Annotated in this window: 13 protein-coding genes; 5 read left to right on the top strand and 8 right to left on the bottom strand. The window is 68.0% G+C overall.

The features are described from left to right. The first annotated feature begins 153 nt into the window (after positions 1-153). Complete coding sequence (locus tag MU558_RS00165; RefSeq protein WP_246970817.1) at positions 154-1,197, top strand: glycosyltransferase family 2 protein; 1,044 nt, start codon at positions 154-156, stop codon at positions 1,195-1,197. Further along, positions 1,194-2,273: a DUF354 domain-containing protein gene (locus tag MU558_RS00160; RefSeq protein WP_246970815.1), complete on the top strand. Its 1,080-nt coding sequence runs from the start codon at positions 1,194-1,196 to the stop codon at positions 2,271-2,273. Before MU558_RS00165 ends, MU558_RS00160 begins: the two co-directional genes overlap by 4 nt. 106 nt (positions 2,274-2,379) lie before the next feature. On the opposite strand, the gene MU558_RS00155 is transcribed toward MU558_RS00160, so the two are convergent. The 3 genes from MU558_RS00155 to MU558_RS00145 form a co-directional block, all read right to left on the bottom strand. Continuing rightward, entirely contained in the window at positions 2,380-3,504 is a 1,125-nt protein-coding gene (locus MU558_RS00155; protein WP_246970811.1) for a tyrosine-type recombinase/integrase, read from the bottom strand. A gap of 205 nt (positions 3,505-3,709) precedes the next feature. Continuing rightward, positions 3,710-4,279: a cysteine hydrolase family protein gene (locus MU558_RS00150; protein ID WP_246970808.1), complete on the bottom strand. Its 570-nt coding sequence runs from the start codon at positions 4,277-4,279 to the stop codon at positions 3,710-3,712. A 115-nt stretch (positions 4,280-4,394) separates the two neighbouring features. Further along, on the bottom strand, positions 4,395-5,684 hold the full coding sequence (locus MU558_RS00145; protein WP_246970804.1) for an MFS transporter: 1,290 nt from the start codon (positions 5,682-5,684) through the stop codon (positions 4,395-4,397). 198 nt (positions 5,685-5,882) lie between these two features. Here MU558_RS00145 and MU558_RS00140 point away from each other — a divergent pair, with 198 nt between their 5' ends. Beyond that, positions 5,883-6,614 (top strand): helix-turn-helix domain-containing protein, encoded by a 732-nt coding sequence (locus MU558_RS00140; RefSeq protein WP_246970802.1) that lies wholly within the window; start codon positions 5,883-5,885, stop codon positions 6,612-6,614. Between the two features lie 15 nt (positions 6,615-6,629). On the opposite strand, the gene MU558_RS00135 is transcribed toward MU558_RS00140, so the two are convergent. From MU558_RS00135 to MU558_RS00125, 3 genes are all read right to left on the bottom strand, one after another. After that, complete coding sequence (locus MU558_RS00135; protein WP_246970799.1) at positions 6,630-8,243, bottom strand: hydantoinase B/oxoprolinase family protein; 1,614 nt, start codon at positions 8,241-8,243, stop codon at positions 6,630-6,632. Beyond that, positions 8,240-10,318: a hydantoinase/oxoprolinase family protein gene (locus tag MU558_RS00130; protein ID WP_377071388.1), complete on the bottom strand. Its 2,079-nt coding sequence runs from the start codon at positions 10,316-10,318 to the stop codon at positions 8,240-8,242. Before MU558_RS00130 ends, MU558_RS00135 begins: the two co-directional genes overlap by 4 nt. Before the next feature lie 65 nt (positions 10,319-10,383). Then, positions 10,384-11,895 carry an MATE family efflux transporter gene (locus MU558_RS00125; protein ID WP_246970796.1) on the bottom strand — a complete coding sequence of 504 codons (1,512 nt, stop codon included), beginning with the start codon at positions 11,893-11,895 and terminating at the stop codon, positions 10,384-10,386. Positions 11,896-12,048: 153 nt separating this feature from the next. Between MU558_RS00125 and MU558_RS00120 the strand changes: the two genes are divergently transcribed. After that, positions 12,049-12,459 (top strand): DUF4407 domain-containing protein, encoded by a 411-nt coding sequence (locus MU558_RS00120; RefSeq protein ID WP_246970795.1) that lies wholly within the window; start codon positions 12,049-12,051, stop codon positions 12,457-12,459. Between the two features lie 15 nt (positions 12,460-12,474). On the opposite strand, the gene MU558_RS00115 is transcribed toward MU558_RS00120, so the two are convergent. Further along, positions 12,475-13,110: an HD domain-containing protein gene (locus MU558_RS00115; protein WP_246970794.1), complete on the bottom strand. Its 636-nt coding sequence runs from the start codon at positions 13,108-13,110 to the stop codon at positions 12,475-12,477. Positions 13,111-13,212: 102 nt separating this feature from the next. On the opposite strand from MU558_RS00115, the gene MU558_RS00110 reads away from it, so the two are divergent. Continuing rightward, positions 13,213-14,127: a nucleotidyltransferase domain-containing protein gene (locus tag MU558_RS00110; protein WP_246970793.1), complete on the top strand. Its 915-nt coding sequence runs from the start codon at positions 13,213-13,215 to the stop codon at positions 14,125-14,127. A gap of 14 nt (positions 14,128-14,141) precedes the next feature. Here MU558_RS00110 and MU558_RS00105 read toward each other — a convergent pair whose 3' ends face one another. Beyond that, entirely contained in the window at positions 14,142-14,813 is a 672-nt protein-coding gene (locus tag MU558_RS00105) for a 2,5-diamino-6-(ribosylamino)-4(3H)-pyrimidinone 5'-phosphate reductase (protein ID WP_246975057.1), read from the bottom strand. Positions 14,814-14,869: the final 56 nt, after the last annotated feature.

Genomic DNA, 14,869 nt, shown 5'->3' with positions numbered 1-14,869 from the left:
TTGACTTATGGCAGCAAAGGTGAAGAATAACAATCACTCGAGGGCCGGACTACCGGGACAGATGAGGGCGAACGTGACACGACAGACGACGGTGCCGGTTCTGGACGGCGATCGGATTCGGGTGACAGTCGGACCGCCGGGGTGAGTAGACCCATGTACGACGAACACTCCGTCGCGGTGGTCGTACCGGCGTACAACGAATCGGGGCTCGTCGGCGACGTCATCGACACGATTCCCGCGTTCGTCGACCGGATCTACGTGGTCGACGACTGTTCGACCGACGGTACCTGGGACGAGATCGAGCGTCACGCAAGACGCCGCAACCGAACCGCTGTCGCGGCGTCGACGAGCGACGAGGACTCGACCACGTCCCGATCGGACGACGAGACCAGCGGTGCCGTCGCCGACGGCTCCGGGAAGACGGTCGTCCCCATCCGCCACGAGGAAAACCGGGGCGTCGGCGGCTCGATCAAGACCGGCTACCAGCACGCACTCGAGGACGAGGTCGACGTCACCGCCGTCATGGCTGGCGACGGACAGATGAACCCGGACCACCTCGAGTGGCTCCTCGATCCGATCGTCGACGGCCGGGCCGAGTACGCCAAGGGCAACCGACTCGGTGGTCGTGACCGTTCGGAGATGTCGACGTGGCGGCTGTTCGGCAACCTTACGCTCTCGTTTCTGACGAAGGTCTCGAGCGGCTACTGGCGGATGATGGACCCCCAGAACGGCTACACGGCGATCTCGCTCGAGGCGCTCGAGCGGATCGACCTCGAGCGGCTCTACGAGGAGTACGGCTTCTCGAACGACCTGCTGGTTGCGCTGAACACGCGCGGCGTGCGGATCGCCGACGTGTCGATGCCGGCGGTCTACGGCGAGGAGGAGAGTCACATCCAGTACCGGTCGTTCGTCCCGAGGCTCTCGTGGCTGTTGCTCCGGCGGTTCGCCCGGCGGCTGTCGGTCAGGTATCTGCTGACCGACTTCCACCCGCTGGCGTTGCTGTACGCGGTCGGAGTTGCGAGCGGTGCGGTCGCACTCGCCGGCCTCGCCGCCGCGTTCGGCCGTCGAATGGACGGGGGGACCGACGCGGGACCGCTGACGCCGATCGTCCTCCTGACCCACGCCGCGCTCTCGATCCTGCTCGCGATGACGTTCGACCGCGAGGAAAACGAGGATCTGGTGGTGAGAGTCGAATGAGAGTCATCGTCACGATCCAGCATCCAGCACACGTTCACTTCTACCGGAACGCGATCGACATCCTCGAGGACCGGGGCCACGACGTGTTCGTCTTCGCCCGCGAGAACGATCTCGCGGTTCCGCTGTTGCGGGAGTACGGCATCCCACACGAGGTGCTCGCGGGTCCCCAGGACTCGCTGCTCGAGCTGGCGAAAGTCCAGGCGACCTACGAATACCGGCTCTTTCGGCGGGCTCGCGAGATCGATCCCGACGTGATGACGGCCATCGGCGGCGTCGCCGTCTCGCACGTGGCACCGCTGGTCGGCGCGCGAAGCGTCGTCTTCGTCGACAACGAGGGCATCACGTCCCACCGGATCACGACGCCGTTCGCTCACGTGGTCTGTACGCCAGCGCGGTTCGGCGACCACTACGGGGACAAACACGTCCGCTACGAGGGCTACCAGGAACTCGCGTACCTCCATCCCGACCGGTTCGACCCGTCGCCGGACCGATTGCGCGAACACGGCGTCGAACCCGACGAGCGTTTCTCTCTGCTGCGCTTCAAGAAGTGGGACGCGCTCCACGACGTCGGTGAGGCCGGCCTCTCACCGGCCGGGAAACGACGTCTCGTCTCGCTGCTCGACGACTACGGCGAGGTCTACATCACCAGTTCCGACGACCTCCCGTCGAACCTCGAGCAGCACCGCCAGCCGATCCCGCCACACCTCGTCCACGACCTGCTGTACTACGCCGACTTTTACGCCGGCGACTCCGCGACGATGGCCACCGAGGCGGCCGTCCTCGGGACGCCGGCCGTCCGCGTCCAGTCGTTCGCCGACCCCGAGACGGACATGAGCAACTTCGTCGAACTCGAGGAGGAGTACGGACTGCTCCGGTCGACCGCCGACGAGGAGGAGGCGATCGACCTCGTCTCGCGGCTCGTCTCCGACCCGACGCTCGCCGAGACGTGGCGCAGACGACGCGAGCGCCTCCTCGAGGAGAAGATCGACGTGGCATCGTTCGTCGCGGACGTCCTCGTCTCGCAGACGCGAGACGGTCGCCGTCCCCGGGCGCGAGCAGTCGGCACCTCGCAGTAGTCAGCCGCCGGTCGCGACCGCGACTCGTACGGACCGCTGTAAGTCATTGTCTGAGCAACCGCGAACCGCCTGCGGTCGTGCCGGGAAATCGGTCCAGCAGACCGTCTCACTCCTCGTCCCGCTCGTCGGGTGATCGCCTGCCGTCGTCGGTTGATCCCGGTGGTCGCTGGTCGGCGACGACGACCGACTGTTCGTGTATCGTCTCGCGCAACGCCGTCCGCGTCGTCGACGCGTCCCGGCGGTAGTGGTCCTCGCCGAGGCCGCGCCGCGCCCCCCGCGGTTTGAGGTAGTCGCCGTCGATGTCGACGGCCGCGTCCTCACAGAGCCGTTTCAGGATCGAGCGAGCCCCTTCCGTCGTGATCGCCGGGGGCGCGATCGACCGCTCGCGGGCGAGTTCGCTCGCCGTCCGTTCCTCGAGGAGCGTCTCGATCTCCGCCTCGTCGTGGCCACGCTCGCGGAGGACAGAGCGGACGCGCCGCGCGATCGACGGCGCGTGACGGGTCGGGAACAGCGGCCACTCGTTCGACGGCGGATCGAGGACGACGCGATACCGGCGCAAGGGCGTCCGGGCGGCCGCCGGCAGTGGGACGTCCTCGAGTCGCTGTGACTTGCCGAGGACGCGGATCGTGCCGGTGTAGAAGTCGACGTCGTCCCAGGTCGCGCCGGTCCGGCGATCGTCCTCGGGGACGCGAAAGAGTTCGGCGCTCCGAACTCCGGTGTGGGCGAGCATCACGACCATCGCGTACTCGCGCAGCCGACGCAGTCGCTCGCTGCGGTCGGCGTCTGCGGCCTCGAGCGTGCGCTCTCTGACGTAGGTCTCGAGCGCGCGGCGCTTCTCGGGCGTCCAGAACTGTCCCTCGGAGCGGTCGGTCTCGGTCGGAAGCGCCTCCGTCGCGGCCTCCGTCGCGGCGGGGTTCGTCTCCAGGATGCCGCCACTGACACACCACGAGAGAAAGGCGCGGACGACGGCGAAGTAGGTGCTGGCCGTCGAGGCCGTGTACTCGCCGCGGTCGGTCCGCTCGTCGAGTTCGCGGGCGTACGAGCGCATGTGTTCGACCTCGAGTGCGAACAGCGAGGTGACGCCGTGTTCGTGCTCGAGCCACTCGCTGAACCGCCGCAGGATCGACTCCGCGTTGGACACGTAGGCCCCGGCACCGGGACCGTCGGGATCGCCGACGGCCTTGCGCTCGATGTACGCGTCGACGGCGTCGGCGACGCTGACGTCGGTCACGGGTCGCTCACCCCCGACGTGCTACGGACGACGACTGCAGGCGACGCAGACCTCGTCGTCGCCCGGGCGGACGCCTTCGACGGGTGCGGACAGTCGGGTGACCAGCCGTCGTCTGTCATCTACAACGAGTGACGGTCTCCGTCCCCGTAAAGTTGCCTTTCGACAGTGGCCAGGTTGCTCGATGGCCGTTCAGGGCGGTGCTCGACTAGGCGGCAGCCTCGTCGGACTCGAGTCGGTCGACGACGTCCTGGGTTTCGACGACGTCCGAGAAGATCACGTCGTGGATCGTGGCGATGGTTTCGGTGAGTGCTTCGGGATCCAGTCCGTCGATGGGGAACGCGGCGGTGGCGTCGGTGACGTACGTCGCGTCGTAGCCACGCGCATCGGCCTCCCGAGCAGTCGTATCGACGCAGACGAACGACAGGAGGCCGGTACAGACGACGTTTTCGATTCCGTTCCGTTTGAGAATGGCCTCGAGTCGGGTATCCTGGAAACAGCTCGGTTTCGTCTTCGTCAGCAGGTATTCGTCGTCTCTGATGTCGATGTCGTCGATAATCTTCGAGTTTTCGGTACCCCACGCAAACACCGGAGCGTCCCGTGTGGGCTGGACGTGGCGAGCATGGACGACGGTGACGTCTAACTCTCGAGCGCGCTCGAGGATTCGCTGGCAGTTTTCCAGTACGCGGTCACCGTTCGGGACGTACCACGGGCGGTCCTCGTCGAAATACTCCTCCTGGAGGTCGATAACGATCACAGCCGTTTTCGAATCCTTCATAGAACGATATGTGTATGTGGTATAATAAAAGCACGCCTGACAGAACTCGTCGTCTCGGAAGAGACCGATAGGCGGCCCCGTCGTGTCCTGCCGGGAGACAGGCACAGCAGGCAGATCAGTCTTCGGCCGTCGCCTGCGTCGGCGTCTCCGGCGCGGGCGCGGGCGGTTCGTGGGTGCCGAAGTCGGGGTGGGTCTCTTCCATCCACAGGTAGACGATCGCCCCGGAGACGAACATCGCGACCGCGGTCATGTAGAAGGCGGCCTCGGCGTTTACGAACTCCATCGAGAGGCCGATCAGGATCGCGCCGACGCCGTAGCCGGCGTCGCGCCACATCCGGTAGACGCCCATGCCGGCCGACCGCCAGGTCGGGTGGGCCGCGTCGCCGGGCACCGTCATCAGGTTTGGGTAGAGCAACGCCATTCCAAGTCCGGAGGCGGCCGCCATGATCGCCCACGGGAGGTAGCCGTCGACGAGCACCATTCCGAGGACGCCCGCGCCGGCGAGGAACATTCCTGCGACGACGGGCGGGCGTCGCCCGATACGGTCGGCGAGACCACCAGTGGCGATCTGGAGGAAGTACATCGCGCTGTGGACGCCGACGACGACCCCGACGGCTTCGATCGCGAGGTCCTGACTCGTGAGATACAGCGGCACGGCGATCCAGAACAGCGTGTCCACGAAGTTCTCGATGTGGCCGGCCTGGGCCGCCGCGAACAGCGTCCGATCGCCGTAGGTCGCCCGCTTCAGCACCTCGTCGAACGGGAGGTTCGCGTCGTGGTGGTCGTCGTCGCCTTCCATCTGTGCGAACTGGACGGTTTCCTTGATGAGGAAGATCGAGATCAGGAACGCCAGAACCACGACGGCGGCCAGGAAGTAGAATGGCTCCGGCCGGAGGTTCGTCTGGCCGGCGATGACGCCCGTGATCCAGGCACCGACGGCGACGCCGGTGTAGCCAAAGGCCTCGTCGATGCCGACGGCCAGCCCGCGCTGGTCGGGACCGGCGAGGTCGATCTTGGCGTTGATCGCCATACTCCAGGTCAGCGCCTGGTTGATACCCAGCAGGATGTTCCCCGCGGTGATCCACCACCAGTTGGGCGCGAAGATGAGGATCACCGGGATCGGCAACGCGGTGAGCCAGCCGGCGACGAGCACCGGCTTGCGGCCGTACTCCTCGCCCCACTTGCCGGCGTAGAGGTTGAGCAGGGCCTTGACGAACCCGAAGGAGACGACGAACGAGCCGATAACCAGGAACGACTCGACGCCGAGAACGTCCTCACCCAGAACGGGGACGACGGTCCGCTCCGACCCGATCGTCAGCCCGGTCGCAAACACCAGCAGGACGTGCAGCGAGAACTGTCCGAGGTGCTCGCGGATTCCCTGTCTCAGCTCGGTCTGCTCACTCATTGGTTACTCGACGACGCGGCGATCGGCTCTCGGCTCGAGGATGGACGACGCGGTAATTCGGACCTGACTCGCGGTCGGACGACGCTCCGTCTTCGCGGATTCCTGTCATCGTTGTCCACCAGTACGAACGAGATCCAGATGTAGGTGCTGCCGGACATGACCGGCACCGTTAATCGACTCGAGGCCAAACGTCGTCGTATGAGCCTCTACGAGGCCTCGTTCCGGGTGAAACACGAGTGCCCCTACCGGGAGATCTCAGAACGCTACCCGGATCTCACGATACGCGAGTGGTACCTGAGCGAGTGCCAGGTGCTCGAGATCACGTCCTCGGAAGCGCCGACGGACGACCTCCTCGAGGAGATCGACGGGCTGGGGACGATTCTCCACCGCTCGGTCGACGAGTCCGGACTGCACGTCGTCACCCAGTCGTGTCTCTGTTCGCTCGAGGAGTCGATCATCGACCGGTTCGAGGAGTACAACTGCCTGTACCAGCCGCCGACGATTCACCGCCAGGGGTGGGAGCACTACACGGTGATCGCGTTCGACGAGGGCGACGCTCGAGCGCTGCTCCGTGACCTCGAGGACGACCGGCACGTCGACGTCCTCGCCAAGACTGCCATCGCGGAACAGCAGATCCCACACAGTATGCTAGCCCCGGTCGATCAGCTGTTCGAGGGGCTCACCGACCGACAGCTCGCGGCGTTACAGCTGGCGCTCGAGAGCGGCTACTACGAGCAGCCGCGACAGACGTCGCTTCGCGAGCTGGCCGGCCGGACGGCCGTCGCCCGATCGACGTACGAAGAACACCTTCGCAAGGCGGAGAACAAACTTCTCACGAACGCCGGCACGTTCCTTCGGCTGGTGACCGCGACGTCGAACGATCCGCTGCGAGTCGACCGGTCGGGAACGGCCGAACAGCACGCCGACTGATCCCGTCGGTGGACGTTACGTCTCGCCGTCGTCGGTCACCTTTCCATCCAGCCGATCGGCCTCGAGCGCCGCCGGATCGCGTTCGGCGAGATCGCCGTGACCGCCGCCGCCAGGCGTTCGGACCGTCACCGTCGTACCGGCGGGGACGTCGACGGTCGTCTTCGCCGGGACCTCCTCGCCGTCGATCAGGTTCTGTCCCGTCGCGCCGTCCTCGCCGCTGGCGACGCCTTTCGGCGCGTGTCGACGGCGTTCGGTGAGCAGCGAGACCGTCGCGTCCGTTTCGACGGTGACGGCGCGCTCGAGGCCGAGTCCGCCCCGGAACCGGCCGCGACCGCCGCTGTCCGGACGCAGCGCGTACCGCTCGACGCGCATCGGGTACTCGGTCTCGATCGATTCGACTGGCGTGTTGAGCGTGTTCGTCATCCCGACCTGGACGCCGTCCATGCCGTCGCGCTCGGCGCGAGCGCCGAAGCCGCCGCCGATCGTCTCGTAGTAGGTGAACGTGCCGTCTCGCGCGCCGACAGTCAGATTGTTCATCGTGCCCTGCCCGTCCGCCGGCACGCGGTCGGGCGCGGCCGCCGCGAGGGCGGTGAAGACGACGTCGGTGACGCGCTGGCTGGTCTCGACGTTGCCGCCGACGACCGCCGCGGGCGGCGTCGGATTCAGCAGCGACCCCTCGGGCGCGTCCACGCTCACGGGGTCGTAACAGCCGTGGTTCGGCGGGATCTCGGGATCGGTGACGCAGCGCACGACGAAGTAGACGGCGCTTTTGGCCACCGAAAGCGGCGCGTTGAGGTTCCCCTCGACCTCCGGTGCGGTCCCCGAGAAGTCGACGGTGATCGTCGCGCCGTCGATCGTCACCGCCGTCGAAATTTCGACGTCCTCGTCGGTGATCCCGTCGCCCTCGAGGACGTCGCTCGCCTCGTACGTTCCGTCCGGCAGCGTTTCGATCTCGTCGGCGATCCGCTCCCGGGAGTAGTCGATCACGGCGTCGAATCCCCGCAGGACAGTCTCGCGGCCGTGCTCGTCGAACAGCGAGGCGAGACGCCGTTCCGCGCGTTCGTTCGCCGCCAGCTGGGCGCGCAGGTCGGCCCGGCGCTCGCGCGGGTTGCGGACGTTCGCGAGCACGAGCGAGCGGACGTCCTCGCGGATCTTGCCGTCCTCGACCAGCCGGATCGGGGGGAGTCGAAGTCCCTCCTGATAGATCTCCCGTGCGCCCGCGGGCATGCTGCCGGGGGCCATCCCGCCGACGTCGGCGTGGTGGGCCCTCGAGACGGCGTAGCCGACGATCTCGCCGTCCGGCGCGAGCGGCGAGACCATCGTCACGTCCGGCAGGTGCGTCCCGCCGGTGAACGGATCGTTGAGGACGAACACGTCGCCCGGCTCTGGATCGTGCTCGCGGACGGCGTCGACCGCCTCGGGCATCGCGCCGAGGTGGACCGGGATGTGTTCGGCCTGGGCGATCATCCGCCCCTCGCGGTCGAACAGCGCCGTCGAGCAGTCCCGGCGTTCCTTGATGTTCGGCGAGTAGGCCCCGCGGATCAGGGTCTGGCCCATCTCCTCGGCGACGCTCTCGAGCTGGTTGCGCAGTACCTCCAGGGTCACGGGATCGAGCTCGTCGGTCGTCATCGGTCGGCTCCCTCCTCGCGAGTCATCACGAGCGTGCCGTCGGCCAGCACGTCGCCCGACCACGCCGGCGGGACGACGGTCGTACTCTCCGCCTGTTCCAGGATCGCGGGGCCGTCGACGGTCGCGCCGGACTCGAGTCGGTCGCGGTCGTAGACGGCCGTCTCTCGCGGACCGTGGTCGGGAAAGTGCGCCTCCCGAGTGTCGATGCGAGTGTCGCCGCCGCCGTCGTGGCGGACCACCGGCTCGACGCCGGAAACGGTCGCCGTCGCACGCAGGTTGACGACCTCGACGGCCTCGTCCATCGCGTAGCCGTACGCCCGCTCGTGGGCGGCGTGGAACCGCTCTTCGACCGCCGCCGCGTCGACGGGCTCGTCGACCGGGACGGTCAACTCGAAGCTCTGTCCATCGTACCGACAGTCCGCTGCGCGTTCGACGACGGCGTCGTCGGGGTCGGATGCGTCGGCGAGGACGTCTGCGACGAGCCCCTCGTAGACGTCCTCGAGTCGGTCGCGGTCTGCCTCGGCGAGGTCGACGCCCACGGTGCGGACGGCGTCGTAGCTCTCGTCGGCTGCCAGCAGGCCAAACGCCGAGAGCACGCCGCTCGGTCGCGGGACGACGACGCGGTCGACCTCGAGCGATTCGGCGAGCGCCGCGGCGTGCATCGGCCCGGCACCGCCGAACGCGACGAGTGCGAACCCGCGCGGGTCGTGGCCGCGCTCGACCGTCACCGAGCGGATCGTCCGGGTCATCGTCGCGTTCGCCACGCGGTAGACGCCGCGGGCCGCCTCGAGCGCGTCCTCGAGGCCGGCCTCGTCGGCCAGTCGCTCGAGGGCGTCGTGGGCCGCCTCGACGTCCAAGGTCATCTCGCCGCCGAGTGCCGTCTCGGGGCCGATGTAGCCGAGCACGACGTTGGCGTCCGTGACGGTGGGTTCCGTCCCGCCGCGGCCGTAGCAGGCGGGACCGGGCTGGGCACCCGACGACCGGGGGCCGACTCGGAGTGCCCCACCCGCGTCGACCCAGGCGACCGAACCGCCGCCCGCGCCGACGGTGTTCACGTCGACCATCGGCGTGCGGATCGGGAGGTCAGCGATCTCCGAGTCGGTCGTCCGCTCGGCCTCGCCGTCGCGGACGAGGCTGACGTCACTCGAGGTGCCGCCCATGTCGAAGGTGACGAGTCCCTCGACGTCGTCGTCGGCGACGGTCGCCGCGGCACCGACGACGCCCGCGGCCGGGCCGGACATCGTCGTCGTCACGGCCCGTTCGCGGACCGTCTCAGGGCCGGCGATGCCGCCGTTTGTCTGCATGATCCGCGGGGACGGGATCCCCACCGCCGTCGCCTCGTCGACGAGGCGGCCGACGTAGCTGTCGATCGCCGGACGAACGTAGGCGTCGACGGCGGTCGTCGACGTCCGTTCGTACTCGCGAAACTCCGCGAGGACCTCGTGGGAGGCGGAGACTGGAACGTCGAGTTCCTCCCGGAGCGTCTCTGCGACGAGCCGTTCGTTCTCGGGGTCCGCGTAGGCGTGCAGCAGGCAGACGGCGACGCTCTCGACGTCGCGCTCGCGCAGGGTCGCCGCGAGGTCGCGAACATCCTCCGTGTCGACCGGCCGTTCGACGCCGTCGGGCGTCGTCCGCTCGTCGACCGTAAAGCGACGCTGCCGCGGAACGAGTGGCTCGGGTTTCTCGACCTCGAGGTCGTACAGGTCGGGTCGGTCCTGTCGGCCGATCTCGAGGACGTCCCGGAACCCCTCGGTCGTGACCAGCGCGGTGCGCGCGCCGTCGCGCTCGAGCAGGGCGTTCACCGAGACGGTCATCGCGTGGGCGAACTCGTCGATCTCGCCGGGGTCGATGCCCGCTCGCTCGCAGGCCTTGTCGATGCCCGCCAGGACGCCGACGCTCTGGTCGTCGGTCGTGGGCACCTTCGCGGTCACGAGTCGGTCGTCGACCGACAGCGCGACGTCGGTGAACGTGCCGCCGACGTCGACGCCGACTCGCGTCGCGCTGTGGCCGTCGACTGTCCGACCGCCGTCGGGCGCTTTCGGGTTGCGTTCGTCAGTCGTCTCCGATGCGTCCATCTCGTCGATCGTTGCGGAACCGTGCATATAGAATCAGCGAACCCGCGACACCGGCGGGGTGACGATCAGTCGTCCGCCGGCGCTTCCGGCCGGTACGACCGGCTGATCGTTTTCCACTTGCCGGTCGAGAACCGGTAGTAGTTGATCGCGGCGGGGACGGCCGTCTCGGCAAGGAAGGCGAGGTAAAGACCCGCGATCCCGAACGCCGGGATCGTCAACCCGGGGACGGCCACCTCGAGGAGCGGGATCGGGCCGATCGGCGGGATCGTCAGGCCGGCCGCACCGAGGTAGGCGACCGGGATCGCGACGCCGAACATCCCGAGCGCCTGGCTGTAGAACGGCCAGCGGGTGTCGCCGCTGGCGTTGAGCGGGCCGGCCGCCGCGCCCGATACCGCACGTAACGTGATGGCAGCACAGGCCGCGTGGACGAGCGATACCGCGGTCGGGATCGACAGCTCCGAGGGGTCGTCGGTGAAGGCGAGCGTGATCGGCTCCGCGAAGACGAAGACGATGGCCGCCGACACGAGGTAGACGGCGACGGCGAACCGGATGATCTCGTGGCCGTACTCCTCCGCGGTGTGCTCGTCGTTCGCGCCGAGTTCCTGGCCGACCAGACTCGAGGACGCGAGCCCGAACCCCCAGCCGGGGGTGTTCATCAGCCCCCAGATCCGCCGTGCGATGACGTACGCGGCGACGGTATCCTGACCGAAGATGTCGACGATCGCGAGCATCGGGAACTCGGCCATCGTCCAGACGAGGTTGGTCCCCATCACGGGCAGTCCGATCGTGATCAGGTCCCGGATCGTCTCGCCGTGGAGGTATGAACCGAACGGATCGATCTGCACGGGAAACGTCCCCATCCCGGGGAGTCGTCCCGCGACCAGCCCGGCCGCGAACGCCGCCGTCACGACGACGTTCGACAGGACCGTCCCGAGCGCCGCCCCGGTGACGCCGAGGTCGAGCACGAAGATCAACACGGCGTTGATCGCGACGTTCGCGATCGCGCCACCCGCCCGGAGCACCATCGGCGTCCAGGCGTCGTCCATCCCGACGAACGTTCGACTGCCGATGAGGTTGAGCCCGGCGAAGGGAATGCCGAATCCGACGACCCGCAGGTACGCCGCACCGAGCGGGACCGCCTCCGGGTCGTCGCTGATCAGCGAGAGCAGTTCCGTCGGGTACAGCCAGAACGTCGCCGTGATCGGCAGCGAGATCGCGACGACGAGGACGGTGCTCGAGCGGACGGCCTGTCCCAGTTCGTCGTAAGCCGACGCGCCGTAGCGCTGGGAGACGAGCGCGATGGTGCCGCCGGCGACGCCGCCGCCGACGGAGAACGCGAGCCCCCAGAACGGAGAGGCGAAGCCGACGCCGGCGATCGCTGCCGATCCGACGGCGATTCCGACCATCGCGACGTCGACGGCGTTTTTCGACATCCGGGCCAGCCCGGTCACGATTCGCGGCCAGGCGAGATCCGTGGTCCGGCGCGCCCGCTCTCGCTCGATCAGGCCGAGGCGTGCGAGCGCGAACCCGATCCAGAGGATCACCAGCCGGAACGGATTGGGGAGTTTCCGAACCACGAGAACCTACGGGTGGTAGTAAACCCCGGCAAAAAGCCCTTCTCGACCCGGCAGGTCGGGCCGGTTTCGATTCGATACCGTGTCGCAGAGAGCTGTCACGTCGGCGACTTTCACAGCCGATATATTCCCACAGCAGAAAGAACGGGACGGACGATGGATCTCACACGCACGCAGCTCGCGAGGGGCCTCGCCGTCAGCGTCGGCGTCTTTCTGCTCTTCGGAGTCGTCTCCGACCTCGTTCCAAATCCGCTCTACATCCGGATGGTCCCCCGGACGCCGCTCGACTACCTCTTTCTCGTGCTCACCTCGATCCTGGCCGGCGTCTACGTGATCCAGCGGTCGACGCTCGAGGAGTGCTCCGGCGACCGGTGTGCGTACGCCGGCACGATCGGGGGCTTTTTCGCGGTCGCCTGCCCGACCTGTAACGCCTTCCTGCTCGCGCTGTTCAGTTCCTCGGCGCTGATGACCTACTTCGATCCGCTCCGTCCGCTGTTCGGCGTCGTCGCCGTCTCGCTGCTCGGCGGCGTCGTCTACCGTCGTCACCGGCGAGCGAGCGGTCACTGACCGTTCTCCGAACTCTCACCGCCGACCTGTGAGTTCTGCCTCGAGTTGCTCGAGGTACTCGCGGACGAACGCCTGTCGCTGCTCGGCCAGTTCCCGTCCCGCGTCGGTGTACATTCGCTCGGGGAGGTCGAGGATCTTCGTTCGCAGGTGGTTCACGCTCGTCCGTACAGCTGCCGACTCGTCGGCGTCGATCGGATGGTCGGGATCGTGGATCGGCGCTCCGTACTCTCCGCCGTAGGAGAAGGCCCTGGCGACGCCGACCGCGCCGAGGGCATCGAGGTTGTCCGCGTCCGAGAGGAGCCGCGCTTCGGCCGTCGTCGGCTCGACGTCGTTCGAGTACCGGTGTGCCCGAACGCAGTGGCAGACGGCGTCGATCCGCTCGTCGTCGACTGCCAACTCCTCGAGGATCCGGCGGGCCTCTCGAGCGCCCCACGCGGCGTGATCGTCGATCTCGCCGGCGTCCTCTTTGGGCCGACCGATATCGTGGAGCAAGACGGCGAACTCGAGGACGTCCCCGTCGACGTCCGACCGATCCGCCACGAGACGCCGGGCGAGCGACGCCACCCGTTCGACGTGGTGCCAGTCGTGGGCAGGCGACACTCGGTCGTCGAAGTACGATCGGGCGATCGAACGGACGCGGTCGTGGCTCATACCGATCGGTTCGAAGTGTGTCACAAAGCTGTTTTGAATCGCCTGAGTGTTCGTGAGGTGATCGCAGGACAGTTCACCCCCGGACGTGAATCACGCCACAGCATGGCAAACTCCTCGGTGACGGCCGCACTCGAGACGTTCGAAGCCCGCCACGGCGTCGCCGTCGTCGCCGCCCGCGACGTCGGCAGCCGCGCCTTGAACCTCGCCGACGCCGACAGCGACTACGACGTGACGGTGCTGTTCGCCCAGCATCCACTCGAGTACGCGACGCTCGACGGCTACGAGACGTCGCTCGACGATGCCGTCGGCGACGTCGAGTGTCACGGCTGGAACGTCCGCCGGTTCGCCGAACTGGTCGTCGACTCCAACCCGACCGCCTTCGAGTTCCTCCACAGCCCGCTTCGCTACCGCGAGTTCGAGCCGCTGAAACGACTCGAGGACGACGTCGGCGACTCGTTCGCCCCGATCGCGCTCTATCACCACTACCGGTCGCTCGCCCGGAGACAGTACCGCAAGTACCTCCAGGGGCGACTGCTCGAGGACGGCGACCTCGCCTACCTCGTCCTCGACGAACGCGACGACGAGTACCTGGTTCGGCCGGCAGGCGACGGCGACGACCGCGACGATCACGACCCGCTGACGGTCCCGGCCGGCGAGTACGAGGAGGGCGCGACGGATCGGACAGTCAAACGCCACCTCTACGTCGCCCGTGCCGTCCTCTACGCGATGTACGTCCGCGAGACTCACGCGTTCCCGACGCTCGACTTCCCGCGTTTTCTCGAGGAACACGGCGAACGGTTCGATCCGGAGTTCGTCGAGCGAACGCGGGATCTCGTCGAGCGTAAGCGCCGCGGCGAGGGCGACGCCGTCGTCGGTCGGCTGTTCGACCCGGGCGAGGTTCGACTGTCGGCGATCGATCCAGCCGAGCACGCGGGTCGGAGCGTCGACCGGGCGCGCGTCGACGACTTCGTTCGCGAGGCGCTCCGGGCATTTTTCGACGGCCACCACGAGAACTGACGGCTGGTGCGGGATCAGTCGTCGTCCGCGACGGACCAGCGCAGCAACGCGCCGCCGTCCATCCGTTCGAGCCCCTCGAGCTCGAGCCGCGGGAACCGTTCGACGAATCCCTCGCCGTCGGCCAGCGTCGGCGCGTCGCGGCCGCCGATGACTGTCGGCCCGACGAACACCGAGCACTCGTCGACAAGGCCGGCCTCGAACAGCGAGAAGATCAGTTCGCCGCCGCCCTCGACCATGATCTCCTCGAGTCCCTCCCGCTCGAGGGCGGCGAACGCCCGCAGGAGGTCGACCCGCGTCTCGCCGGCGGTGACGAACTCGACGCCTGCCCGGGAGAGTTCGGCCCGGCGTTCGACGCTCGCCGCCTCGCTGACGAGCAGGTAGGTCGTCGCCGCGTCGTCGAGGATTCGCGCGTCCGTCGGGGTCCGTGCCCGCGAGTCGACGACGACGCGAGCCGGGTGTTCGGGCTCGCCCGCCTCGAGTCTGCGCGTTCGCAGGTCGGCGTCGTCGAGCGTGAGGTGTGGATCGTCGGCGAGGACGGTCCCGACGCCGACGACGACCGCGTCGCTGTCCGCGCGCAGGCGGTCGACGCGCGCGAAGTCGTCGGGACCACTGATCGCGATCTGCTCGCGACGTCTCGAGGAGAGTTTTCCGTCCGCGCTCATCGCGGCGTTGACGACGACGTGCATGCGCGGTCGGTAGACGCCGCCGCCGAAGCCAGTTTCGGTGTGGGGATCGAGCTCGA

Origin of the sequence: Natribaculum luteum (assembly GCF_023008545.1) — an archaeon.
GTDB lineage: Archaea > Halobacteriota > Halobacteria > Halobacteriales > Natrialbaceae > Natribaculum > Natribaculum luteum.
Note: the sequence above shows the minus strand (reverse complement) of the source record. Positions and strands in the feature narration are given on the sequence as shown.

Bases quoted from the DNA above. Each gene is read 5' to 3' on its own strand.
- MU558_RS00110 (WP_246970793.1), top strand. From the start codon at position 13,213: ATGGCAAACTCCTCGGTGACGGCCGCACTCGAGACGTTCGAAGCCCGC.
- MU558_RS00140 (WP_246970802.1), top strand. From the start codon at position 5,883: ATGAGCCTCTACGAGGCCTCGTTCCGGGTGAAACACGAGTGCCCCTAC.
- MU558_RS00135 (WP_246970799.1), bottom strand. From the start codon at position 8,243: ATGACGACCGACGAGCTCGATCCCGTGACCCTGGAGGTACTGCGCAAC.
- MU558_RS00165 (WP_246970817.1), top strand. From the start codon at position 154: ATGTACGACGAACACTCCGTCGCGGTGGTCGTACCGGCGTACAACGAA.
- MU558_RS00105 (WP_246975057.1), bottom strand. From the start codon at position 14,813: ATGCACGTCGTCGTCAACGCCGCGATGAGCGCGGACGGAAAACTCTCC.
- MU558_RS00150 (WP_246970808.1), bottom strand. From the start codon at position 4,279: ATGAAGGATTCGAAAACGGCTGTGATCGTTATCGACCTCCAGGAGGAG.
- MU558_RS00160 (WP_246970815.1), top strand. From the start codon at position 1,194: ATGAGAGTCATCGTCACGATCCAGCATCCAGCACACGTTCACTTCTAC.
- MU558_RS00115 (WP_246970794.1), bottom strand. From the start codon at position 13,110: ATGAGCCACGACCGCGTCCGTTCGATCGCCCGATCGTACTTCGACGAC.
- MU558_RS00130 (WP_377071388.1), bottom strand. From the start codon at position 10,318: ATGGACGCATCGGAGACGACTGACGAACGCAACCCGAAAGCGCCCGAC.
- MU558_RS00120 (WP_246970795.1), top strand. From the start codon at position 12,049: ATGGATCTCACACGCACGCAGCTCGCGAGGGGCCTCGCCGTCAGCGTC.
- MU558_RS00145 (WP_246970804.1), bottom strand. From the start codon at position 5,684: ATGAGTGAGCAGACCGAGCTGAGACAGGGAATCCGCGAGCACCTCGGA.